General features: G+C 37.1%; 22 protein-coding genes. 11 read left to right on the forward strand and 11 right to left on the reverse strand.

From position 1 onward, the window contains the following. Nucleotides 1-7: 7 nt before the first annotated feature. From AB6735_RS22555 to AB6735_RS22590, 8 genes are all read left to right on the forward strand, one after another. Entirely contained in the window at nucleotides 8-418 is a 411-nt protein-coding gene (locus AB6735_RS22555) for a hypothetical protein (RefSeq protein ID WP_370998339.1), read from the forward strand. Further along, the gene (locus AB6735_RS22560; RefSeq protein WP_370998340.1) at nucleotides 415-897 is read left to right on the forward strand and encodes a M23 family metallopeptidase; all 483 of its coding nucleotides are present in this window, start codon (nucleotides 415-417) and stop codon (nucleotides 895-897) included. Before AB6735_RS22555 ends, AB6735_RS22560 begins: the two co-directional genes overlap by 4 nt. Continuing rightward, the gene (locus AB6735_RS22565) at nucleotides 836-2,011 is read left to right on the forward strand and encodes an ArdC family protein (protein WP_370998341.1); all 1,176 of its coding nucleotides are present in this window, start codon (nucleotides 836-838) and stop codon (nucleotides 2,009-2,011) included. The genes AB6735_RS22560 and AB6735_RS22565 overlap by 62 nt, the downstream gene beginning before the upstream one ends. Beyond that, the gene (locus tag AB6735_RS22570) at nucleotides 2,012-2,788 is read left to right on the forward strand and encodes a DUF4099 domain-containing protein (protein WP_370998342.1); all 777 of its coding nucleotides are present in this window, start codon (nucleotides 2,012-2,014) and stop codon (nucleotides 2,786-2,788) included. Beyond that, nucleotides 2,788-3,390 carry a hypothetical protein gene (locus AB6735_RS22575; RefSeq protein ID WP_370998343.1) on the forward strand — a complete coding sequence of 201 codons (603 nt, stop codon included), beginning with the start codon at nucleotides 2,788-2,790 and terminating at the stop codon, nucleotides 3,388-3,390. Before AB6735_RS22570 ends, AB6735_RS22575 begins: the two co-directional genes overlap by 1 nt. Then, nucleotides 3,374-3,832 (forward strand): PH domain-containing protein, encoded by a 459-nt coding sequence (locus tag AB6735_RS22580; protein ID WP_370998345.1) that lies wholly within the window; start codon nucleotides 3,374-3,376, stop codon nucleotides 3,830-3,832. Before AB6735_RS22575 ends, AB6735_RS22580 begins: the two co-directional genes overlap by 17 nt. 54 nt (nucleotides 3,833-3,886) lie before the next feature. Further along, entirely contained in the window at nucleotides 3,887-4,189 is a 303-nt protein-coding gene (locus AB6735_RS22585) for a hypothetical protein (RefSeq protein ID WP_370998347.1), read from the forward strand. Between the two features lie 134 nt (nucleotides 4,190-4,323). Next, nucleotides 4,324-5,355, forward strand: coding sequence for an alpha/beta hydrolase (locus tag AB6735_RS22590; protein ID WP_370998348.1), 1,032 nt, complete (start codon nucleotides 4,324-4,326; stop codon nucleotides 5,353-5,355). A 163-nt stretch (nucleotides 5,356-5,518) separates the two neighbouring features. Here AB6735_RS22590 and AB6735_RS22595 read toward each other — a convergent pair whose 3' ends face one another. Further along, the gene (locus AB6735_RS22595; protein ID WP_370998349.1) at nucleotides 5,519-6,754 is read right to left on the reverse strand and encodes an IS110 family transposase; all 1,236 of its coding nucleotides are present in this window, start codon (nucleotides 6,752-6,754) and stop codon (nucleotides 5,519-5,521) included. 158 nt (nucleotides 6,755-6,912) lie between these two features. Here AB6735_RS22595 and AB6735_RS22600 point away from each other — a divergent pair, with 158 nt between their 5' ends. The 3 genes from AB6735_RS22600 (at nucleotide 6,913) to AB6735_RS22610 (ending at nucleotide 8,730) form a co-directional block, all read left to right on the forward strand. Further along, the gene (locus AB6735_RS22600; protein ID WP_370998350.1) at nucleotides 6,913-7,881 is read left to right on the forward strand and encodes a hypothetical protein; all 969 of its coding nucleotides are present in this window, start codon (nucleotides 6,913-6,915) and stop codon (nucleotides 7,879-7,881) included. A gap of 294 nt (nucleotides 7,882-8,175) precedes the next feature. Beyond that, nucleotides 8,176-8,439: a helix-turn-helix domain-containing protein gene (locus tag AB6735_RS22605; RefSeq protein WP_370998351.1), complete on the forward strand. Its 264-nt coding sequence runs from the start codon at nucleotides 8,176-8,178 to the stop codon at nucleotides 8,437-8,439. A gap of 3 nt (nucleotides 8,440-8,442) precedes the next feature. Then, nucleotides 8,443-8,730: a hypothetical protein gene (locus tag AB6735_RS22610; RefSeq protein WP_370998352.1), complete on the forward strand. Its 288-nt coding sequence runs from the start codon at nucleotides 8,443-8,445 to the stop codon at nucleotides 8,728-8,730. Nucleotides 8,731-9,016: 286 nt separating this feature from the next. Here the strand turns inward: AB6735_RS22610 and AB6735_RS22615 are convergent, their stop codons facing one another. The 10 genes from AB6735_RS22615 to AB6735_RS22660 form a co-directional block, all read right to left on the reverse strand. Continuing rightward, nucleotides 9,017-10,252 (reverse strand): site-specific integrase, encoded by a 1,236-nt coding sequence (locus AB6735_RS22615; RefSeq protein ID WP_370998353.1) that lies wholly within the window; start codon nucleotides 10,250-10,252, stop codon nucleotides 9,017-9,019. 768 nt (nucleotides 10,253-11,020) lie between these two features. After that, nucleotides 11,021-12,343 carry an enoyl-CoA hydratase/isomerase family protein gene (locus AB6735_RS22620; RefSeq protein WP_370998354.1) on the reverse strand — a complete coding sequence of 441 codons (1,323 nt, stop codon included), beginning with the start codon at nucleotides 12,341-12,343 and terminating at the stop codon, nucleotides 11,021-11,023. 371 nt (nucleotides 12,344-12,714) lie between these two features. After that, nucleotides 12,715-13,389 carry an enoyl-CoA hydratase/isomerase family protein gene (locus AB6735_RS22625; RefSeq protein ID WP_370998355.1) on the reverse strand — a complete coding sequence of 225 codons (675 nt, stop codon included), beginning with the start codon at nucleotides 13,387-13,389 and terminating at the stop codon, nucleotides 12,715-12,717. 10 nt (nucleotides 13,390-13,399) lie between these two features. Further along, nucleotides 13,400-14,467 carry a type III polyketide synthase gene (locus tag AB6735_RS22630; RefSeq protein ID WP_370998356.1) on the reverse strand — a complete coding sequence of 356 codons (1,068 nt, stop codon included), beginning with the start codon at nucleotides 14,465-14,467 and terminating at the stop codon, nucleotides 13,400-13,402. Next, nucleotides 14,460-15,185, reverse strand: coding sequence for an enoyl-CoA hydratase/isomerase family protein (locus tag AB6735_RS22635; protein ID WP_370998357.1), 726 nt, complete (start codon nucleotides 15,183-15,185; stop codon nucleotides 14,460-14,462). The genes AB6735_RS22630 and AB6735_RS22635 overlap by 8 nt, the downstream gene beginning before the upstream one ends. A 262-nt stretch (nucleotides 15,186-15,447) precedes the next feature. Continuing rightward, complete coding sequence (locus AB6735_RS22640) at nucleotides 15,448-17,502, reverse strand: aminotransferase class I/II-fold pyridoxal phosphate-dependent enzyme (protein ID WP_370998358.1); 2,055 nt, start codon at nucleotides 17,500-17,502, stop codon at nucleotides 15,448-15,450. A 318-nt stretch (nucleotides 17,503-17,820) separates the two neighbouring features. After that, on the reverse strand, nucleotides 17,821-18,204 hold the full coding sequence (locus AB6735_RS22645; RefSeq protein WP_370998359.1) for a hypothetical protein: 384 nt from the start codon (nucleotides 18,202-18,204) through the stop codon (nucleotides 17,821-17,823). A 26-nt stretch (nucleotides 18,205-18,230) separates the two neighbouring features. After that, nucleotides 18,231-20,654 (reverse strand): penicillin acylase family protein, encoded by a 2,424-nt coding sequence (locus AB6735_RS22650; protein WP_370998360.1) that lies wholly within the window; start codon nucleotides 20,652-20,654, stop codon nucleotides 18,231-18,233. 340 nt (nucleotides 20,655-20,994) lie between these two features. After that, entirely contained in the window at nucleotides 20,995-22,638 is a 1,644-nt protein-coding gene (locus tag AB6735_RS22655) for a cyclic peptide export ABC transporter (protein ID WP_370998361.1), read from the reverse strand. A 404-nt stretch (nucleotides 22,639-23,042) separates the two neighbouring features. After that, nucleotides 23,043-24,103 (reverse strand): thioesterase domain-containing protein (locus AB6735_RS22660; RefSeq protein ID WP_370998362.1); only part of this gene is annotated, 1,061 nt, incomplete at its 5' end.

Genomic DNA, 24,103 nt, shown 5'->3' on the forward strand with positions numbered 1-24,103 from the left:
TAACAACATGAAAAACAATGAAAGTTTAAACGGAACACTTGTTCTGGTGTTGCCGGATTTAGAGAATGATCCCGCGACGAAACAGGGACAGATCGGAGTGGTGACCTACGCCAGATCAGCATCCGAAAATTATGTGCGTTTCCTGGAAGGGAACGAAGCTATTTATCCCGCCACACAGGTGCTGAAACTCAAAGATAAACAGCAGGTTTTAGATGATTTGACAAAAAATAGTTCGTCTATGCCTCTTGATGATTTTAAAGCTATGTATAAGATCATGTTGTTGCAGGATAGAGGAACGTCCCAGGCCTTATTTTCAGCACTTGCTATTGCAAAAGATAATCCCGGCGTGCGGGACAAGGTGTTGGAATCCATTAATCCGGCACAAAAACAGGAAATGGCCAAATCTTACGGCCGATGAAAATACTGATCGGCATTTGCCTGGTCTGCCTTCCCCTCAAACACCTTAAGATAAATTCTGATTTCGGTTACCGGATTCATCCACTTACCGGCAAATACGCCCTGCACGCAGGTGTCGATTTTAAGGCCCGGCACGATACGGTGTATGCCATCCTTAATGGACTGGTGAAATCAACAGGCTACGATGATGGCCTCGGCATCAATATCCGGCTGGAGCACGGCGAAATTATATCGGTTTACGGACACCTAAGCCAGGTTTTAGTTGGCCCGCAGGACACTGTAACAACTGGCGAACCCATTGGTATCACCGGCGCGACAGGTCGCGTAACCGGCGAGCATCTACACTTCAGTATCTGCTACAGGCATAAATACATCAATCCAATTAAATTTTTATATGAACTGCTAATTAAACAAGAAAATGAGCAAAAACTTCAAAGCACTTCCCATTCAGCTTTCAGACAAGCTGATAGCGGAAATTAAAGAGGGTAACTCTTTATTTCAAAAACCGATAAAAGAGAACGGGATGCCCGCATTCGTAAAACCCATTAATCCGACCACGGGAAAAGGCTACAGTGCCATGAACGCGCTGGCCCTTGGGATGCAGCGGCGTGACGACCCGCGCTGGATGTCGGCAGATGCCGCCCGGTACGCCGGTAACTGGGTAAAAGAGGGTGAAAAAGGCACCCTGATCGAGTTTTCAAAAACAAGCGATATACAGGCCATCCGCACCGCTGAAGGTAAAACCATCAAAGACGACAACGGGGTTACCCAAACAAAAACCGTTGAATTTGAAAAGCCGCAGCAAGGCAAGGCTTTCCTGTTTAATGCGGAACAGATGAAGGATATCATGCCATTGCAGGAATTCCTCGCGAAACAGGAAGAAGGTCAAGCTTTATCGCCGGTTGAACGCGCGGATAAATTGATTGAAGATAGCAAAGCGGTCATCATCCACGGCGGTCAGGAAGCTTATTACGATAAGCAACGCGATGCCATCTTTATGCCCGAAAAGGAAACTTTCGAAAACGAGACCAAATACTACCAGGCAGCCATTCATCAACTGGCGCACTGGTCAGGTCATGAAAGTAGGCTAAACCGCACTATGGAAGGCAAATTTGGTTCGCAGGATTATGCACGTGAAGAAATGCGGGCAGCAATTGCCGGCATCCTGATCGGCGGTGAATTGAAGATTGGTCACAACTTCGGTCAGCAGGCTGCCTATATGAGCAACTTCGCCAAGATCTTAAAAGACGAACCTTTTGAGGTCGCCAAGGCTTCCAGGGACGCGCAGAAGATCGCCAATCTCTTATTGGGTGTTGACCAGAAGCGTGAACAAAAGCAAAGTGCAGAAGTCGGTTTTAAAAAAGGAGACGAGATCGCCTATCTCGATACTACCTACAAAGTGCTGGAAACCTACAAAACTAAAAGCATCAAAGTAGAAGACGCCGACGGTACCCGCAAGGTGTTGAAACCTGACTATGGCCTTTATAAGTCACTGTTGGAGGCAAAAGCCAATCCAAGAGGGCCGGAAATGGAATTAGACGAGGGTAAAGGTCAATCGGTTGAACGGGAACAAGACTATCAAATGGAAAGATAAATGAACCTGGTTAGTTATCGTGAAGGTGATCTCCCGATCAAGGATCTGGAAACCATCGGGCTGGCCGCGGGCGGTCAGCTCCTGTTAAATGTAGACGATCTGAAGGCTTTGCTTTCAGGTCGTCGTACCGGCTTAATGGAATTGCATAATCTCGAGGCAGAAAATATCAAGATTAAATCCCTTAATGCTAAGATCTCCCTTATGCCTAATGAAAGTGGCAAACTCGACCTGCTCATTCATCCCATTTACCATAGAGCGGTTACCCCCGAATTCCTGGATGACAACGAAGCACAGCAGTTGCAGAAAGGGGAGGTAGTCAGCATCCTCAAAATCACAACCGATAAAAAGGGTAATAAAAAGGAAATGTTAATCGAATACGATGCTGAAACAAGGGAATACATTGTATCAGATACCGAAAAGATCCTGATACCGGATATGGTTAATAATGAGTTCCTGACGCCCACTCAAAAAGAAAAGTACCGTAAAGGTAAGGAAGTCGAAATTGCCGATGGGACCAGATTCAGCTATTCCGGTGTTGACCATCATGGCATTCGCTCAAATAAATTGGCGCTCGTGGCATCTATTCTGATCGATGGCGGTTTATCATATATGGTCTACAAAGGTTTGAATGCTTTATTTAACAAAAAGCACGATCCAAAAGTGGCTGAGAAATTGAGCCCTGGTTATCACAATGCCATTAAGGACATCGAAAACCAACGGCCCTCTAATCCAAATGAGGTTTCCCATTCCTATACCCGAAGCGGGAGATCACGCTGATGAACGCACTGTTAACAAGACTTGGCGTTTCTCCGGAGATCCAGGCCTTTTTTAATATCGGTGGCGAACTGTTGTTTCATTATGGCGATACCCGGGAGCATTACGGAGAAGGGTTTCATAAAATTCCTACGACCAAAAATCTCTGGGTAGCCGGGAATGAAGCAGCGCATGAGGTAATAGTCTCCTATTCAGCAATGGAACTCATTGCCTTTATCACGATCAATCGCTCTCGTTATGCTAACCTGGAACAATTGGCGTTTATCGCCATCGGCAATCAACTGCTGAAAGACCAGGTAGATTGGATCAGGCAAACATACCCTAAGCGCAGGTTTACACTCCTGTTTGGGAAAGATGAATTGGGCCATCTTACTGATATCAAGCTGGCGGCTGGCATCCAGAATACGGCCATCCATATTTACTATATACGCCAGAGCGGACAGGTGACCATAGATCGCAAAGGCAAGTTGATCATTTTTGAATACGGGCAAGTCAGCCTGAATAGTTATAAACGGGCCTTCCATATTCGCGGTCGCATTCGCACCCGTAAGCCAACTAAATCATTAACTTTTTTAGATCAATTAAAATATGAAGCAGAACAATGATGTTTTATTAATGCCAGCGGTAATGTTTGCTTTTTTGAAAGGCTTGCCCCTGATTTTTCTATCCATTACTTTTCTTTTACTGTCGTGGTGGCTGTCGCCGTACTTTATTTTATTCAGCCTTGCAGTATGTGGTGCCGCGTGGTACCGTATACTATATATCCGCAGTTTTAAATATTTAATAACTACAGAATATATCCGTATTACCCGTGGAATTTTCTTTAAACAAATCGATCAAACAGAGATGTTTAGAGTCAAAGATTTCATTATTACCCAATCTTTCGTACTTCAGCTATTCAAGTTAATGAACCTGACGCTGATAAGTACAGATCACTCCAATCAGATCATCAACCTACAGGGCATTCCGGAGTCCAATATTGTTGATACTATTCGCGATAGGGTGCAGGAGGCCCGCCACCACAATAATATCTATGAACTAAATTAAAAAAGTGCTTGTTGTTTACTAATTAAATTAGTAATTTTATAAATAGAAATCATTATGAAAGCTATAGTCCGCAATGTTTTACTCGCCTTCCTAATTTCCACTTTTGCCTTCTTCGGAGCATTGGGAGGGAAACAAATTAAACCATCTACAGCGATTATAAGGGAAACTAAAAAAAATAAAGAATTCATCACCGAACGACAAAAGGAAACATTTACCTGTTTATCGGTAGCTTTTTTGGCTTGGGGCTTATGTTTCTGGAGATGTTCGGTTATCAACCGCAGAATAAATGAAGAAAGGGAATATCAGCGCAGGTTTAATGAGTATATGCGCAACTCTTCGTTTAATCGCCATTATTGACAGGTAAATATTTATTGCTATTTTGCAAAATCTTGGTGGGCTATCTGCCCGCTATTGTGATAAGGTTCCTCTAAAAATAATAAATCAAACAAATTAAGTTTAACTTAGCCAGTATGAAGTATCTCTTACTTACGTTGGCTTTTACGCTTTTTTTTACATGTTCATCCTTTAGTCAAAAACTACCTGCGGGAAGTCTCGTAGTTAAAAATTTTATTGCCGCATCACTTAAAGGCAACCCTGCCGGTGAAGATCCGTCAAGAAGCATAACTGTCTATTTGCCTCCGGGATACTATAAAAGTAAACGTAGCTATCCTGTGATTTATTTATTGCACGGCTATACTGGGACAGATACTTCAACTGTAGAGTTCCTCAATTTGGATAAGCTAATGGATACCGCGATAGCAAATAATCGCATACGTCCCTGCATTATTGTATTGCCCAACAGTAATACTCGTTATAGCGGTAGCTTTTATACAAACTCAATTCTGAATGGGAATTGGGCAAATTTTATCGGAAAAGACGTAGTTAATTTTGTAGACAATAACTTTAGAACGATAGCTATCCGTGACAGCAGAGGGATTGCTGGTATATCGATGGGCGGGCACGGTGCATTAAAACTGTCGATGCTATATCCCGATGTTTACAGCTCTGTATATGCCATGAGCCCGGCTATTCTAAACTGGTCAGATGGAATGAATACCAGCATAGGAACCTTTGAGGATATTTCAAAAGCAAAGACTGATGCTGAAATATTCAAGACTTTTCCCACAACACTAATAGTTGATCTGGCCCGCTGTTTTTCACCTGATCTTAACAAACCGCCGTTTTATGCAGACATGCCTGCAAACTATGTTAACGGGAATATGGTACCTGATATAGATGTTATTGCCCGATGGAATGCCAACCTCCCGACACAAATGGTCGAAAGTCATTTACCTGCCTTAAAAAGTATGAAGGCAATTAAATTTGATTGGGGCAGAAATGATGAAGCGAGGCATCTGCCGTTAACCTGTATTGAATTAACTAAAAAGCTGGAAAGATATGGCATCAATCATTTTGCTGAAGAATACCGGGGAGGCCATATCGATCAATTAGCTGGAACTGACGGTAGGTTTTATAACAGTGTGTTGCCGTTCTTTAACAGATATTTACAATTTGAACCATAAGGAGCATACATAAACTCTAACCACAATATCCAGTAAGAAATAAATATAAAACAAGTTTCCTCTGCGTTCTCATGGAACAAGCCTGGATTCTGAATATGGTATTGGCAACTTAGGTGACAGACTTTTTATTCTAAAACCTTATTCGTCCTTTTTATTTTTTGTATCATGCACTTGTAGTGGGCCAAAGTTGTCCTGCTCTTTTAAAGGCAGTGAACTTGGCTTGTAAGTCAAAGTAATGGGCAACACCCTTCTCCTGATAGTGTGTTAATGTTTCTAATGTTTTATACACTACCTTCAATATTCTTCTTGCTACTGCTACTATAGCTTTCTGTGCTTTCATACGCTTCCGCATCCGTTCAAATAGAGCATGCCAATAGGAATCTTTAACACGAACAGCTGCCCATGCGGCGCTAACGATTGATGTTTTTAAAAAACGATTGCCCTTTTTAACTGAAGTATCATGCCGTTTACCAGCACTTTCATTGTTGCCTGGTGCCAGACCGCACCACGCAGTAAAATGATCAGCCGTTGGGAATCGGCTCATATCTTTTCCAGCCTCACTCAAAATAGTTTGTGCTGATTTATGGGCAATGCCGGTAATAGTATCAAGACATTCAAATGCCACAGCATAATGTTTGCTGATAATGTCACCAATGATATCTTCTAATGCATCAATCTGTTTCTGTACGTGATCAAAATCCTGCAATAACATTTGCAGTTGCATCTTGTGATGCTGCTCCAGCGTTCCTTCAAGTGCAAGCATCATATCATCACGCTTGTTTTTGGCTCTTCCTCGCGAACAGTTCGCCAGTTGAACTTTGTCGGTAACACCAACAGCGAGTAAGCGAATAATGTCCATTGCAGTTTTCGTGCGTATAGAACTAATCACAGAACGAAGTTTGATGTTATTGCTTTCAAGGATCTTCCACAACCTGTTTTGAGTTTTGTTCTGTTGTCTTGTATAAAACAGGCGGCTACGACAGAAATCCCGCAAAACACGCTGCTCCGAGGTAGGCATAAAGCTGGCGCGAACTAACCCATGCAGTAACAAGGTGCAAAGCCAGCGGGCATCTTTCCTATCGGTTTTACGCTTTGGAATCTGTTTGATATGAGTAGGATTAGCGACTGTTACTGTTATGCCGACTTCGGTAAGTATCGTGTATAAACTCATCCAGTAAATGCCTGTACTTTCCATCAGGCAATGTTCTACACCATTGCCCTGAAGCCAGTCCTTTACCTTGTGAAGCTCACAGGTAAAGGTCCCAAACTCCATAAGTTCTTGTTCGCTGCCATCTTTGCATGAGATAAAGCCGACGATCTTTTCTTTGTGCATGTCAAGGCCACAGGCTTTATCTAATTGCGGCGCAATGTTCACATCTTTGTTTGTTAACTGTTTCATAAATATCCTCCATGTTTCTAAGAAAGACATTTTTATGAGCCTGGGTGTTTTGTTTATTCATCCCACTTAGGTTGAAGGTCCCGGCGGCGAGCGTTTAGGGACTTTCTTTTTTGCCATTTTTTTAAACCCAACTATCCGTTTCACTGAACTCATAAGTTATGACAGATGAATTTTATCTTTTTGTAGAAAATGAGCTGCAAAAATCGCAGCCCGCCAATTGGCAACGAATTTCTGCCGACAAACAGCTGGGTGATGAGCCCTGTGAAATAAGCTACGCCTTTCTGACAACAATTAAAGGTGAACAAAAACTGGTCAATATTTTAATTTTGCCCTTGTCTTTAAATTTGGATGCCGCACAGGAAAGCACTCTACTCAAACTAAGAGACTACATTTTATCTAAAGGCTGTTTGTTGATTGTCATTAACGAAGAAGCTGCCTCCTTGCAATTGGGCAACACAGGGGTTTTTATCTCTGAAAAGCTGCAAATACACACCCCTGATTTTATATGGATAACTTGCTGCAGAGATAAAAGTAACAAGATAACACTCGATGGCAGTAATTACGAAAGTTTGCATCTTGGTTTTGCAAGCCTTTGGGACGGTACGCTTACTTATCTGGGACCTAAAGAAGGGTTTCAACCAGTCAACCTCGAAATTATGCGTGATCATTGCTGGAAATGCAAACAAGAGATCAAAACGGTAACTGGTATTGTTTTTCCCGACCGACAATTAGACAATTGGAATAACGCAGATTGGCAATATTATAATGACCAATTAAGCCTATACCATATCAAGGGTGATACCGCAGAACTGATCAGTAATTTTGTTGCCGTTCTTCGGCAAAATGATGAAAGCATTACGCCTGTTGGTCTTAAATTCAGCCACACCATTAAAGAACATTACTGCGCGTCCTCCTGTCCCTATTGTGACGCGTTGCAGGGTAATTTTTATGTGAACGACAAACGGATAGACCTTTTGCATTCCTTGCAATGTCGCATCGAAGGCAGCCTGACGTACTACTCTATTGGATTAAATATCGACAGGTATTTAATCCAATGTCTTTATGAAGGTTGTGAAATTTGTGACCATTCCACATTTGGTGGATGGGGTAGGCACGAAGTATGGTAATACTCAGGATTACCCCTTTCTTAACCGGGGCTAATCCGTAGAGCTTTACTAATTCGGAACGTTAACGGGTTGCCGATTATATTAATTTACGAAACATTACCGCAGCTCTCTTTTGCGTTGCCTGTTATTGTAACATTTCAGATGACTGGCTGAACATACATACTTGCCAAAAGTATGGTAGATCAGGCACTACAAACTATCAGGATAGTTCCGCCCGGAATGACCTGCTGGTTATTATGCGCGAACCTCTATAAGACAGGTTCGCATCGAACTCCTTTTTCAGTATGCATTTCTATGGCTATCGAGCTCATTACCAAAGAAGATCTGGAAGCATTTCGCAGGACCTTACTTAACGATATTAAACTTTTACTTACCGCAAAACCCGAAGATAATAAGACCTGGCTCCGGTGCAGCGATGTCCGGCGAATGCTTAAAATCTCAACAGGAACCGTACAGAATTTAAGAATTAGCGGTAAGCTTAAATCCCAAAAAGTAGGAGGGATTCATTTTTATAAACTTACTGATATTGAAAATATGATCAGTGGTAAATCCCGATAGCATATGTTACCAAACCTATCAACATTCTCAGAGCTATATTCAAAAATAGCCGATGATCCGCGGGTAACTGTGTGGCACATCAGTTTATATACATGCATGTTAAACCTGTGGGAGCAAAGCGGCTTTCAAAAGCAGGTAAAGGTTTCTCGAAAACTACTTATGGCAAGAGCTCATTTTGGTAGCATAACAACCTACCATAAATGTATCACTCAGTTGAAGGAACTTGGTTACATCTTGTACGTACCAACCTATGACTCTTACCAGGGTAGTGTTATCGAGATTGTACTATAAGTCTGTTCTACGATATTTAGTATTTAAATACCTATCCCGAATTCTCAACTTCCCTCTCTATAGTGGGCCTATTCTGGCCCACAGTTATTCCCAAGCTTATTATATCTACAAAAGATTGGCTGCCATCTAATGGAAGCCGGTAGCTACGTTTACAATGAAAAGTGGTTTTATCATACACCATATCATATCCCTGAGCATAGTTCCTACGATAACGTTCTCCATTATTTACCTGAAATCAAAGAAAAAGAAGCTGTTTTCATATTGAACAGCCTCTTTTCTTCGGTATTTACAATGCTCTTTTTTCTACAACGCGCCGCCTACTTATGAGCTTCTGCATGTCATCACTTACCTTCCTGTCAGTTAGCTTCGCATAATGTTGTGTCTGTTTAATGTTGGTGTGACCAAGCATTTTCGATACTGTTTCCATCGGCACACCGTAATTCAGCGTGATTGTAGTTGCGAAAGTATGCCTCGCAATGTGGAAAGTCAACTCTTTATTGATTCCTGCGATGCCAGCGATCTCTTTTAAATAGGAGTTCATTTTTTGATTACTCAATACCGGAAGTGCTAAGCCGGTGTTTATGCATTTGGAATTTGTTCTATAAATATCTAAGATTGCTAATGCTTCCGGTAGGAGCGGTACCCTGGTCGACGTTCCGGTTTTTTGTCGGTTTGTGAATATCCAGGTACCATTATCTATCCCTTTTACTATTTCACTGTACCTTAATTTCTGTACATCGGCGTAAGAGAGCCCGGTATAGCAGCTGAAAAGAAAAATGTCGCGAACAAAAATCAACCGTTCAGCAGCAAATGGTTTGCTTGCGATCTTTTTTAATTCATGTTCAGTTAATGCCACCCTTTCGACAGGTTTTCTGGTAAATTTAAAATCTGCGAACGGATCAACAGGCAACCATCGGTTTTTAACACAGATCAAAACAATCTTCTTGAAGTTTGACAAATATTTCATAGTCGAATTGTGATTGCATTTTTGCACACTCTTAAACCAAAAACAAAACTCAGTAATAAACTCATGATCCAGATCTTTAATATTCATGTCCTCTAAACCGTATTTCCACTGTAGGAAAGCGGTGGTGTGGTTTATGGTGGTTTCATATCTGTCAATAGTATTGGAGGAAAACTCAGTTCCTTCCAATGCTTTCATTTGCTGGTTATGGTTTTTAAAAACCTCCAGGATCATCACTTTCTTCTCATCCGTACCGGTCAATACGCTCTTAATCGCCTCGACCGTAATCTCCTTATCCGTATCAATTAATTTTCTTTTCGCCTGGAACACCTTTTGTTCCAGTGAATCGAGATAATGATTCAGTTCTTTAACCGATTCTTTATTTCCAATAGCTCTTCCCGACTTTCCACTCCACTGTGATGGCTCACATTTTCGTTTTGACGAAAGCTCTGTTGCGGCGCCGTCAATGGTGATTTTCAGATAGATAGGCAATGGCCCTGCCTTGTAATTTTTGGTTTTTCTCATAAAGAACAATAACCCGAAGCTTTTTTCTAACATAATTACTCAATAAAAGGGTAAAACAAATGTCGGATTTCGGTCGCTGATAATCAAGATGTTTACGAGGTGTACATGCTTGTATATCAGTCTATTGTGACGTTTTCATTGAGTCTTTTTTTTGAGTTTAGATGACTCAATGAATCGTTCAATAGAGTTATGTGTTTATATGCGATTTTTGAGAGGGTCTAAAATGACAAAAGCCCCTAAATCATTGATTTAAGGGCTTTTTGTTGCGATTTTACTCTGCTTTTGTACTCCAAACGGTTCAACTCACAAACCATTTTGAAGGAGATTTACAGCTTTTAGTTAATTTAATTGATCATTGACGTGGTTTCACTGATTGGTAACGGGAAGTTTTTTAGGACACTTTTTTAACTTGCGATATTATCTAATAAAATAGATTCTAAGACTTGAAGCCCCGGAGGGATTCGAATTTAGCTATGTAACTATCTGTAAATTAGTTTATTGCAATTGTTCAAAAAGTCATTGCCACGATTCTGCCACGATTTTGAAAATGGAGCAAAAAGTGAGCGAATTACCAACATTTCCGAAATATCTCATCAGTTATCAACTGCTTGGTCTACATATGCCAAAGCGCCCTATATCTGTAAATCGTTTTCTTAAAATAAAGATAATAAAAATGGCCTTTATATAAAAAGATTTTCAAGGACTGGCGTTTATTTAACACAATTATTAAGCTATGTGTGGCATTAAACTGTAGGCTAACCAGCCCGGAACAGAGAGGGGAGATTTATTTTCGTTAACAGTTTATTTGCGCATTACCCAAAATCTTTCTAGATTATTCACAATATCTGGGCCATACATACATTTAACTTGTTCTCGGCAGAATGTAGCCATGTATTGCAGAAATAGAGAGATTGGCTCGACACCAAGGCGAAATGCCTTACGATTGCTAATAAATCCACCAATGCCAAATTCAGTCATGCTATCAATAACACTTTTAAGAGAATCATTTATGCAATTTGCATCAACTACTTCATCAACTATAAGTTTGCCTTCATCACTATCTACTATGATTTGATAATTATTGTAAACCAATTGATTTGATAATCGTTGGCCTACAAACCGTGGTAACCGCAAATTAGTAAGTCCAGGAATAAATCCTTCACGTCTAGCAGGAACTGAAAGTAAAGCGCCAGATTCAGCAATTACATAGTCAGACACCAAAAGCATTTGAAACCCACCTCCAATAGCATGCGAATCGACGACAGAAATCCATGGTTTTTCAATAACACAATTCGGTATCTTGTTAACATTATTTTCGCCGTGCATTAGACCGCGATAGATTTTAGTAATTAATCCCAGTTCCCGTGTTACATAAAATAGATACGAAAGTTGTCCACGATAAAGTTTCGTTAAATTAACTCCAGAACAGAACACTCGTTTCCCATTATATTTTTTATGACTCATTACATCACCTCGAATAACGGCAACGTCTACGTTGGGATCAAGCAAAATAACATCGACAGCGAATTCCATGTCTGAATTTAATTGATCATCTTCTGCGTTGAGAAACGATTGGTTGGATAAATATAAATATGCGACGTTATTTTTTTTTATCACAGTCACTGTTTCCAGACGCAAATGATGTTGTTGCTGAAATTGCGCAAGTAAAGAAAATGATTTTTCTTTGGGTTGCTGCATTGCCGTCATGAGATGCTGTCCGATATGAGGTATCGCCAATAATTCGGATAAAATCAAACCTTGGCTAAGTTCGTGACCTTCTTTATTGCACAAAAAATATGATTCATCTTGTATGATTTCAGATCTTGTTGGCGCTAGCCCAGGGAATTTTTTAGCTATTCTGTAAAGTAAATCTTCAATACGTACTAACTCAGAGAAGTTATTTGTCACTGCTGCATAGATTTCATTACCATGTAAAGCAATCAAACGAGCACGCAATTCGGCTAAAGCATCAAAGTAAAACCGCGCTGATTTTTCCTGCTCTACATCCCGTTTAGTTGGTAATGGAAGTTTTTTTAAACGATTTAGTTCTGAATTTTGCCACTGTCTTAAACTCTCAAGATCATTTACTAAAAGTGGTGTGGGACTAAGGGCTACATTTTCCATCCAAATTTTATTTTATAATCATTAATACAATCAATAAGACGAGCACACTTAACGAATTTGCAAAAAAAATAATCTGAATAGCGAATAATCCAACTTTATACAGTTATAATATTTTATTTGATAAATATCTTCAGTTGATTCCGAGTTATATCAAACATAAGGAGCAAATCTTGATCTGGTAAATAAGTTTAACCTAATTTAGTCAGCTTGAAAAATGTTTCGAATTAGGAATTTCGTCTACACCATCTCTCAAATCAAATAACTACATCGTGATCAAACTCTAAATTATTAAGTTAGAAGTTTTTAATATTGAGATATCAACAAAAAAGTTGAGATGCTCTTGTAGCTCACGATTATTTTGTATTCGGTGGTTAGTTCATGCATTTGTATTGCGCAGCAATAAAATGGCCAACAGTTTCGTCATAAGAACTAGCAAAGGATTCGTCTAATAATCGGCGTGTTAATTGAATTGCAGTGGGCTGGACTGGTAATAATAACTTGATAAATTCGTTGACAGCTGTCGCTTCCTCATTTACAGAAAAAACCATCTCGATTAATCCAACTTGAAATGCGTCTTCTACTTTGTAAGGCAACCCCATAAATAGTATTCGTTTTGCCACACCCAGCCCAACAAATTTAGCCAAGCGAAAAATGATCATTCCTGGCAAATATCCTTGTTTGACTTCTGATGATTGCAATGTAGAACCGATACTGGCAAGGCGAAAATCACAAGCAAGTGCTATTTGTAAACTTACACCAAAACAGGCCCCATCGATTATTGCAATAGTTATAATTGGTAAACGATTTAATCGTTCAATTACTTTCTCCCAATACCTAAATTCATCGACTGAATTTAGGTATTGGGAGAAAAGATCCAAATTGCGAAAAATAATAAGTCTAGCAGTTGAAATATCTTCAAGATAATTCAATAATTTCTGTAAATCCGGTAGCCTATCTTTCCCCGGAGATGTTTTTGTGAATTCAATCCAACTTTTTTCTTCTTCCTCAATTAAAAGCAGGGTTTGAAACTCTGAAAGAGTACTCATAATTTATTTTTTAAAACTGTGTTAAACAACATTCAATTGACATGCCTGGGCCCATTGTCATCAACAACGCATAATCACCAGGATCTACACGATCTTCTTGGATTAATCGTTGATAGGAAAATAAAAATGAACCCGAGGATAAATTTCCATGGTCATTCAAGACGCTAACTGTGTGACGAATGTCATGCGCGGAAATATTCAATGCATATTTGATCGAATCCAAAACTTTTTTGCCACCTGAATGAACGATCCAATGTGACACGTCGCGAACTTTTAAATCAAATCGTTTTAATAAGGCTTTGACAGGCTGGTCAACTTGACCGCCAATAACATATGGAATATTTCGATCCAAATAAAAGGAGTTTTTGCTACCATTAAAATCAAAACGCATTGCGGAAATTTCTTCTGTAGCAATATGCGATTCAAAGCCCAAAATTTGTGGCCTACTTTTAACAGCTGAATGATTAGGGCCAAAAACCGCTGCAGTACAACCATCTCCAAATAATGAATTGACAACAGCAGTGCTGATTGTCGTATCAAACACATAAGCCGCTGAACAAATTTCTACGCACACTAATAATCCATAGCTATTATTGAACTGATTGCAATAGTTAACTATAGGCTGCATGCCATTCAAACCACCATGACAACCCATTCCGACCACATCAATCCGATGAATATTTGATTTAAACCCCAATTCTTTGACAAAATATGCGGTTAATCCCGGACATAGGAATCCCGTCGAAGTTACGCAAACCAAGTAATCTATATCTGTAGGTTTTAGATTTAACCTCTCCAACACCTCTGTAATAACCTTAGATCCGGCTTCTATGGATGTATTTCGATGTTTATGCCATAAATCTAAACTTGTTTCTTCTGGTATTTTTCCAGTATTGTCGGCGGATGGCAGAGAAAGATATCGTGATTCAATATTTGAATTTGTAAAAATATTTGCAATTTTTTTATCCTGTACACCAAATAATGAAGCCAAATCACGCTGCCAATATTTATCACCTGGATTGGTCGTTGCAACATCTAACAAATAAGTACCTAGACCTGCATGTGTTTTTTCATTCATTATTTTTCTTTTGATATTTTTGCTCGTATAATAAAGCTTGTGCCATACTTGATAAATCGTGCCGTTCACGCGAATAGTCTACATTCATTATTTGTTTTGCTAAACGAAGAGCTAAAGGGTCTTGTGATATGACCCACGTTGCGAGAGCGAGTGCATCACTAATTACATCATCACTCAACTGGGACACTAATCCCCACTCCAAAGCTCTTTCAGCATCAATTTCCCGACCAAATAGAATCATTTCTTTAGCTCTGCTTACTCCTACCATTTGTAGTAAACGTGTCAAGCCGCCTGCTGCGGGGGTTAAGCCTAATTTTATTTCAGGCAATGCAAATTTTGCTGTTTGTGAAGTTATTCGAATATCACAGGCCAGCGCCAATTCTAAACCACCCCCTATCGCTGCGCCATTAATAGCTGCAATCGTTGGGATGGTCATATTTGCCAGTAAGTCAAATACGTATTTACTTACTAAATTCAAGCCATCAAGTGCCCGACGGCTTTTGATTTCATTTTTATCAGCACCTGCGCAAAATACCCGCTGGCCTTCACCTGTAATAATAAGCGCACGCACGCTGTTATCGTAGGCAAAGGCTTTTAATTGTTGCTCCATCGCAGACAACATTTGATTATTGTAAGCATTTGCAAACTTTGGACGACTTAAACGTAATAATGCTATGCTTTGGTCTGCACCATACAGCTGACATTCAATAAAATTCATAAAGTGGGCATCATTATTATTATAAACACGCTCTAAAATGATTTGCTTGACGTTTAAATTATTAATTCAATAAACATCAATAAATGGTATGCTTCGAAAGTAGCTTATTTGCTTCCTATCAAAACATGCACATATATTGTTTTTTGAATATCGTTAATAAGACCTAGGTAAACCATTGCTATAAATTTAATTAATAAAGAGCGATTTCAAAGAAAATATTGCGTTATAGGTCACAAGATATTCTTTAGTGGAATTAATAATGTTAGTTTTCTTCGTTTTTATCTATTACCGACTTAAAATAAGATGCGAGTTGTTTAATACCCTCATCAATTGTATTTAACGAAAGATTTGAAAATGTTAATCTTAGCTCGAATTCTCCACCGTTTTCAAGATAAAAATATCTCATTGGACAGAAAATTACGTTATATTTTCGAGCACATTCATAAATACTTTCAGGAGTTATCTCAAATGGGACTGTCATTTTTATGAAAAAACCTCCATCTGGTTGGTTCCAATGTATTTCCCTACTCCAAGTGTCAGAAAATAGCTTGATATGAGTATTCAAGCTATCGAGCATTTTGTTCTTTTTTGCTTTATAGCTTTCATATCTAGGTTTACTCCATTCTTGTAGACTATAATTTTGATGTATTAAAATACCCCCCAGAATCGCTTGATTAATTGTGGGGGTATTATTGGTTAGCAATGCTTTTACTTTGGCCATCTGGTCAACTAGTGGCACGCTTTCACCAATGTCATTTTCTACAATTTGGTCTGCACCAATAAAGCCAAGCCGAAGACCGGGGAATAATGATTTTGAAAACGATCCAACAAAAATAACTCTCCTGTTTTTGTCTAATGATTTAAGTGTCGGATTCCGTTTTTGTGCATCTGTAAAGCTATTATATACACTATCTTCAATTATTAAAAAATTATATTCTTCTGCAAGTTCTAATAGGCTTAAGCGATTTCCAATCGGCATACAAAAGCCCGATGGGTTTTGATAATCGGGTATTACATATACAAGTTTGACTTTTTTGCCACTCTCATTAGTCTTTATTATTTTATTTTTTAATGCTTCGAGATCAAGTCCATTCATATCTGTCTTAACACCCGAAATCGTAAAATCAAAAACTTTCGCAAAAGAACTGACTCCTATATAACTAGGATCTTCGACTAAGATGACGTCTGTTGTTCTATTACATATCGTAGACAATACTATTGAAAACGCCTCTTGGGCGCCGACTGTTACAATTAGATCGCTCTCTTTTAAATATATATCTTCATCTATTTTAAGATATTCGACCAAAACGTCATTTATGATTCCTTTTGTTTTGTTATATTGTCCAATGGTGTTAATTACTTTAGTTCTGTTTATTCCGGTTTTCAACACTACATGGTTTACGAAAAGATCGAATTTTGATAAATGACTTTCAATCTCGAAGTAGTTCTCATCTGGCTGACCGGCTGCAAATGAAATGGCTTTCGGAAATTTGAATTGGACATCGTTAAGAAAACCAATCACATTATTAAATCTTTTGCCAATGTTATTATTCAATGAATAATTTCTTAAAACAAGTTCGCCATTAGGAAGTGATAATTCTTGGAGGAGTACCTCTTCAAGGCTATGGAGACAATTAGACAAATCATCGAAAGATTCTATAACAAAACATTCATTTTGGAGTTTAAAAGTGCTTTTTTTTTGTAGGAAAATGTTTTTTAACGCAAGTTTGTACTTAGGGATTGTTTTATACCTACTAAAGTCGATTTCTTGATCAGACGTTATTATTGCACCATGATATGGCTTCAGTGCTTTATTTTCAAGTATTAACCCCATTTTAGAAGTATACTCCCAAAGCCGACTTAACAAATCAATAGCTTTTTTATTATTTATATATTTTAAAGCTATAATGCTAAAAGAAGCTAAAAGTTTTGTGAATTTTTCATTTATCAATAAGGGTACTTGCCCACAAACGTCGTGGAAAATATCAGGATGCTTACTAAAATCTATTTCATCTCGCTTACGTATTGTGCTTATAACAGGATATTTTTTACAACTAATCAATAAAAAAAAATCTCGCGGGGAAATAGATTCAATGACTGGTAATAAAGTCCATCCCGATAATTCCTTGAGCTGCTCATTAATAACCTCAACATTAGCAATCCTATCTGGCTGTAAATTTAATTTTTGAAAGCCGATCACATATTCTTTTGATAACTTTTTGTGAGATAATACGTGCCTTTTAAAAAGAATACCCCATGTTTCATGATCGGCATCTGTATAAGTTGTATAATTCTGGTTAATCTCATTAAAATTCATCGCCTGTTTTTTTAAAGATTTTCATTAACGTTGTTTTAGGTAAATTGTAAATTAAATCCATTTTGTTATATTCTTTTCTGAATTAATTATCATTTTTCCTGAACTCGCAGCCGATGCTGTCAATTGACACATATGACATCCAATCTTCACACAATACCATTATTCGGGTTAAAATACCGTTGTCAGCTTATTTATGTAGGGTGTTTGGGCCAATTGATATAACTTTATCGCTTTCTCCTCTGTCCAGCCATTTCTAACTACTTTAAGGGATTTAATTGGAAACACATCGTTTTTTCTCAGCTTTAATAATTATAGCACTTAATCTACGTTTGTAAGTTCGGTATATTTTAACACATTTTTCCCTACATACATAGCCAGTCCTGTAATTACTCCTCCAATTATTCCGGAAACAAGAGGCAGCAATAGTTTGGGTACAGATAAGACATTTGCCAGTTTGGCTAAAACAAAACCATTGTATTTAATGTCGAAAAAAAGATTGCCGCCAAACCAAATTACAAAACCCGCAATAAACCCCAAAATAAAAACTTTCAAGTTCAATTTCAATAACGATATAATAATTCCTAAAATTAAAACTGGCAACAGAAATACCCACCAAGGCAAAAAGTCAATATTGCTTAATGTCATCATAATTATACCGATGATCATAATTATAAGTGTGTTTTGAATAAGGTTTATTTTCATTTGTATTATATTTTGAGCACCTAAAATTATTTTAATAACAGTGTGTTTTTTGCTCCTGCTCTGGCTTCGCCAATCGAAGGGTAAAAATTTAAATGGTAATACTTGCCGTGCCCCCAATCATTGATAAAATTATCATAATATTTACTTCCAACATTTCCAGACTGCCCCCCTGGATATATTCCATAGGCGGTAGGTACATTGCCAAGTTGTACAACCATTCGCCAGGACGGCCCCCATGAATTTGAAATAGCATTAATAGCTTCTGGGTAACCAGCACATGGGATATTTAACTTGCTAAAGGCAGGTATCTTGGTTAAATGTAAAAAATTAACCCTGTTTAAATTACCCCATTTAACGTTTCCTTTATTCTTTAATTTGAAATAGTCGTTCGATGCTTTAATGAAAGCTTCAAAAATTATATTTGAAGCGATTTCCTTTTTTGATGTATTTAATTTATCGAAAAATATATTTGTTGGGTCTGTTTCAATTAAATTGAGTAAAATATAGTCGTCCGGGTTAACCAAGGGAAATGGATACTTAGTTAATTCATCCCAGGTAAGATTTTTAATATTAGACCACCACCATTCAAACATTTTTGGAATTTCGCTATTAAAATTATAAGAACAGTCCCATGATTTCATAAGGTCATACAGATGTTTTTGATTGGCATTCAAGTTGGATTTATCAATTTTTTTCAAGATGATAGGGAGTGCTACGACTGCAAAAGAATTAGTATTGTCGAGTTGGATTTTTTCTACCTTATTAATGTCGAATTTACTTTCTTCGGCTAACATTTTACTGATTTGATTTGCCCTGTTTTCAGAATAATAACCATTATAATAATATGGATAATTGGAGTCGGTAGGATGCTGATTGGCACTAACTAAATAATTGCACTTTGGATTAACCTGTTGTGGCAAACTATCTAGGGGAATATATTTGGTATTCAATGATGAATCAGTACTCCCATCTAAAATGAATCTTCCTTGACTATTGTATTTGATTGCCATATTACCCTGATGGTTGACTGCAATTGTTCCATCATTGCAGGCGAATGTGAAATTTTGTATGGGACATGAAAAATACTTTAGGGATTCTTTATATTCCCTGTAGTTTTTTGCTTTATTAATATGAATAAAGGTCAAAAATTCGTTTGATGGTGTCGCCAATTCCCATTTCATAGCATAATCTATCAGCTCGCGTTGGCTGAAGAATCTATTATCGTTTACAATTGGACCATGTTTTGAACTATATATAGTGTCAAAAAAAGATTTTTGCCCCTTTCTTTTTATCTCTTCAATCCTACTATCAAGTTTGACCATTTTATCGCCCAATTTATAAGTTTTATAATCTCCGTTAACTTGAAGCTTATACCAGTCTTTTACGTCGTCCGCTCCATTTGTGATACCCCATGCAATATTTTTGTTAAATCCGATAATTATGGAAGGTGTCCCCGGAATAGAAACACCATAAACATCAAGACCCGGTGCTGACAACTGCATTTGTAACCAAACACAAGGTAAAGCGAAATTTAAATGTGGATCACTCGCCAGAATAGGAAGTCCTGATTTAGTTTTCTTGCCGGAAATTACCCAACTATTGCTTCCTAGCTTGCGATTGAAGAGTACTTTTGGTTTACTAGATATAGAAGATATAAACGAAAAATTTAGATACGCAGGACGTTTGGCCGCGTTAAAAACTGAGCGGGGTTTTCGTTTTGAATAGTCCACCATAGGAGTAATATTTGAATGAAAATCTGGATAAAGTAAATTAAATTTCTTTTCACCTAAAATTAACATTAGCCGACTCATATCCATATCTTTTTCGTAGCCAGAAAGCGTGTTGCCCATTAGTTTCATTATTAAAACGCTTTTCAAGTTAGACCACGGTTCAGGCGTATAATTCAAAAACTTGTATTCAAAAGGAAGTGTGCGGTAATTTAAACGTTTGATATATGCGTTCACTCCCCTTGTATAAGCGGAAAGGATCTTTTTGGTTTCCGGATTCTTTTCTATTAAGAATAATGACCGTTTGGCAGCTTCCAGCATGCCCATTCTTCTTTGATTTCGATCGTATTGTAAGTAATTTTCTCCATTAAAAATTTCAGATAAACGGCCCGCCGAAACATAGCTTGTAAAATCCATTTGCCATAACCTAAGTATTGCGGTCACATATCCCTGCGAGAAATATAAATCTTCAATATTTTTGGCATAAATATGAGGAACCTTTGCCTGATCGAAAAACACACTTACTGAATCAGAAAGTCCCAAATTATTTTCTTTAAGGTAATTGTCGTTTAAGTATTTATCCTGGTCATTTTGAATAACACCGATAAATGGATTTAATATTTTTCCTAGAGGGGGGACATCAAATAGTTGATTAGATAAAGTATAAATTAAAATAATGAGGGCGGCTACTGGGAATAAACAATTTAAATTTATTTTCATCATGATACTATTGAATCAACGTTGCTTTAAAATTAATCGCATTGGGAGTAAGTAATAATATAGAAGGTGCAACATAGAAATTCGAAAAGACAGATCTTTTATCTGTATTATATGTCTGTGTTTTTAGTTGAAACAAAGCCAAATATTTTTATACAACGACTTATTTATACTGATTGATCTTTCCTTTATCACTCCTGAAGTTGAAAACTCAAAATGAATGTCACATGAGAAAATCAAAATACTCAATTTCGCCAATAATATAGGTAAAAAACTAATTTTAATCGTTATATTAAATCCGAAAACTTAAAAGCCCCACTTAATTAACGTCAATTAAGTGGGGCTTTTAAACAGCTATTTCACTAGCTTTTTTTTCAAATAATCTACCATCGTCCATTTTATATAATCTGTCAGCGCAATAATAGTATTTGTCATCATGGGTAATCGCCAAAATAGCTTTGTTTTGATGTTTTAAAAAAGGAATAATTTCAGTATAAAATTTCTTCCTGAAGATAGGATCCTGATCGGCTGCCCATTCATCAATAACCAGTACGGGCTTGTCTTCTAAAAGAGCGGTAATTAGTGCTAAACGCTTTCGTTGTCCGGTTGAAAGATCTGTCACTGAGTATTTTTTACCGCTTAAGATAACTTTGCCCTCCAATTCAAATAGTTTCAAATATTTATGCCATTTTTCTAAATTAACTTCTTCAACTCCATGAATTTCATCAAACAAAAAGAAATCACTAAAGACAACGGAAAAAACAGATCGGTAATCAGCATTGTTATTTTTAGTGACTAGTTTACCATTTAATGTTATTTGACCATATGATGGAGTTAGCAACCCTAATAAAGAATTTATAAAAGTTGTTTTCCCACAACCATTACCGCCATAAATAAAAACAACATCACCAGTTTTTATTCTAAAGTCGATTGGGCCAATAGTAAAGTGACCATTATCTTCACTATATTGAAATTTCAAGCCGTGGACAATTATTTCATCAAAGACCACATTTGAAAGAACTGTCTTTAATGAAGGTTCGTCAATTTCTAATTTGTCAAGCTCATTTTGTAAGCCCAGTAAATGATCTGAGGCGATTTTGGCATTTATGAACCCGGGAAGTAATACCATAATAGTCTGTATTGATGTAAATAAATACATCAATACAAAAACAAAACGTACAATATCAGAAGATTCAACTTTAAGAACAGTACTGAAATACAGAAGTATAAATGAAAGTAGTATATAAAAAAGAATTTGACCGGTAATTTGATTTTTAACAAAATTAGAAAAAGCGGCGACGTTACTTTTGTAAGACGTATTGGAAATGTTTATAATTCTGTTTTCATAAATGGATTTACCTATTTGAGGATTCATGAATATTTCTTTGTATCCGTCTATAATAGATTTGAAATTCTTTAAAAAATCATTTTCCAAATTGCGTGAGGCTTGGAAATAGTCACTACTTCTTTTTGATCCATAATAATAAATAATACACCCCGTCAAGGCAGTTATTAGAGTAATAATAAATAATTTTGTTGAAATAATGGCGAGATAAACCAAGCAAGCAATTGCCATGATGGACGAAGTGAAAAAACCCACAATATTTGTTGATACAGATGATAAAACATTTACATCGTTTATCATAGCAGTGAAAACTTTTACTTTGTTTTTCGACAACTGTTCAAAATTTGATTTTAGCACCATTGATAAAATTCGCTTTCTATAATTCCAAAGTAGTCTTTGGGATATTTTGATGACAATCAGTGAGGATACTTTACGAGTCCAAACAATAAGAAATATTATTAACAAAAAAACGATTAGATAGTCGTTGCTAAAAACAGTATAGGTTTTCGCACTTATCCTTGCAATTACGTTTGAGAGTGTATTGACAAATAGAAAATCACAAATTGCCGTTACTAAACCTAAAAGCAAATAAGATAGAAGTTTGAGCTTTTCTGCCATTTTCCAAATTTCCTTTATTACTGTCATGATTGTTAGAATTAATTGAACTTACTGATATCTGTTAATTTTAATTTTATCCTGTTCGTTTATATGACAAGCTATACATTTTAAATTGGAAAATTTAAAGTTTAATAAAATCGACTCAGATTTTGATATCAACAATCTTGAGGTTAATTGCTAAAACTATTATTCTCAGCCTTATGTACTACTTTTTTAAATACACAATTTCAATTGCACCTTCCTCCTTGACTATGCTTCCATGGGTTACATAGAGAGTAAAAAAGATGAACTTTCAAAATATTTAAACCGTTCTTAAATTTTATCATTAATCCTGATTATGAATCTTTGAACATTTATTTTTTCTTTTATTCGATATTTTTGTCAATTAGTTATTTTTTTAAGGTTGCTACGGAAATAATAAATTTCTAAAGTCAACGATTAATGCTTTTATTTTTCAACGCTATGTGCTCTTTTATCAAACGAGTTATTTCAATTGCATTTGCTCCTTTAACTATGCTTCCATGAGTCCCTTGGATAGTAAAAATAGAATATCTTTCGAAATATTTAGACCATTCTGAAATTTCAACGTGGGGAGATTCTGAAGCACTGATTATGATTCCTTCAATATTTATTTTTTCTTTTATTTCATATCTGATTAAATTGTTATTTGCTTGTAAGGTTACCACGCGAATTACAAAATTTATATTTTCATCTACTTTCGGAAATAAATTCTTTAATATTTTTTCGAGATAAGCAGGGGTCTTTTCAGTAGCAATATCTAATAATTCCTCTTTTAGTTTTTGCGTCCAATCTGGATAAACTTTTTCAAACAGATTATAATTTTCGAACATAGCTCCAGTAAATAAAATGAAATTTTCTTTCGAATTTTCAGAGTGATTGAGCATATTGGGACTGGTATCTAAAATCAAAGGCAGATCAATTTCTTCTCCACTTTTGGCAAGTTGTTTAGCCATTTCATAAACGATATATCCCGCGTATGAATGTCCAAGAAAGCAGTACGGCCCATTAGGTTGTATTGTTTTCATCCACTTAATATTTTGCGCCGCGATTTCTTCTATTGTTTTTAATGGGGATTCCTTTTCAAATAATCCAATCATCTGTAATCCATATATTTGAAAATCACGTGATAATTCTTGGGCCAAATCGTCAAGACCACCATAAATTCCCGTGATTCCTGATACGAAAAATATTATTTTACCTTTTTTTCCTGAGCTTACCTGAACTATATGATCGCTTTCTAAAGGCATCTTCTTCAAAATCAATTTGCCTATATTGCTTTTTATATAGTTAACGGTTTCTACAATGGTAGGGTTTTTAAATAGGTCATTAATTGACAACCCAATTGCCATTTCTTTTCTTATAGAAGAAACGAGTCTCATGGCCAGGAGTGAATGTCCGCCGAGCTGGAAGAAGTTATCGTGTATGCCAACGCGCTCAACGGCGAGCAGGTCTGTCCATATAGCAGCGAGCT

The sequence above is a fragment of the Mucilaginibacter sp. RCC_168 genome (genome assembly GCF_041355315.1).
Lineage (GTDB): Bacteria > Bacteroidota > Bacteroidia > Sphingobacteriales > Sphingobacteriaceae > Mucilaginibacter.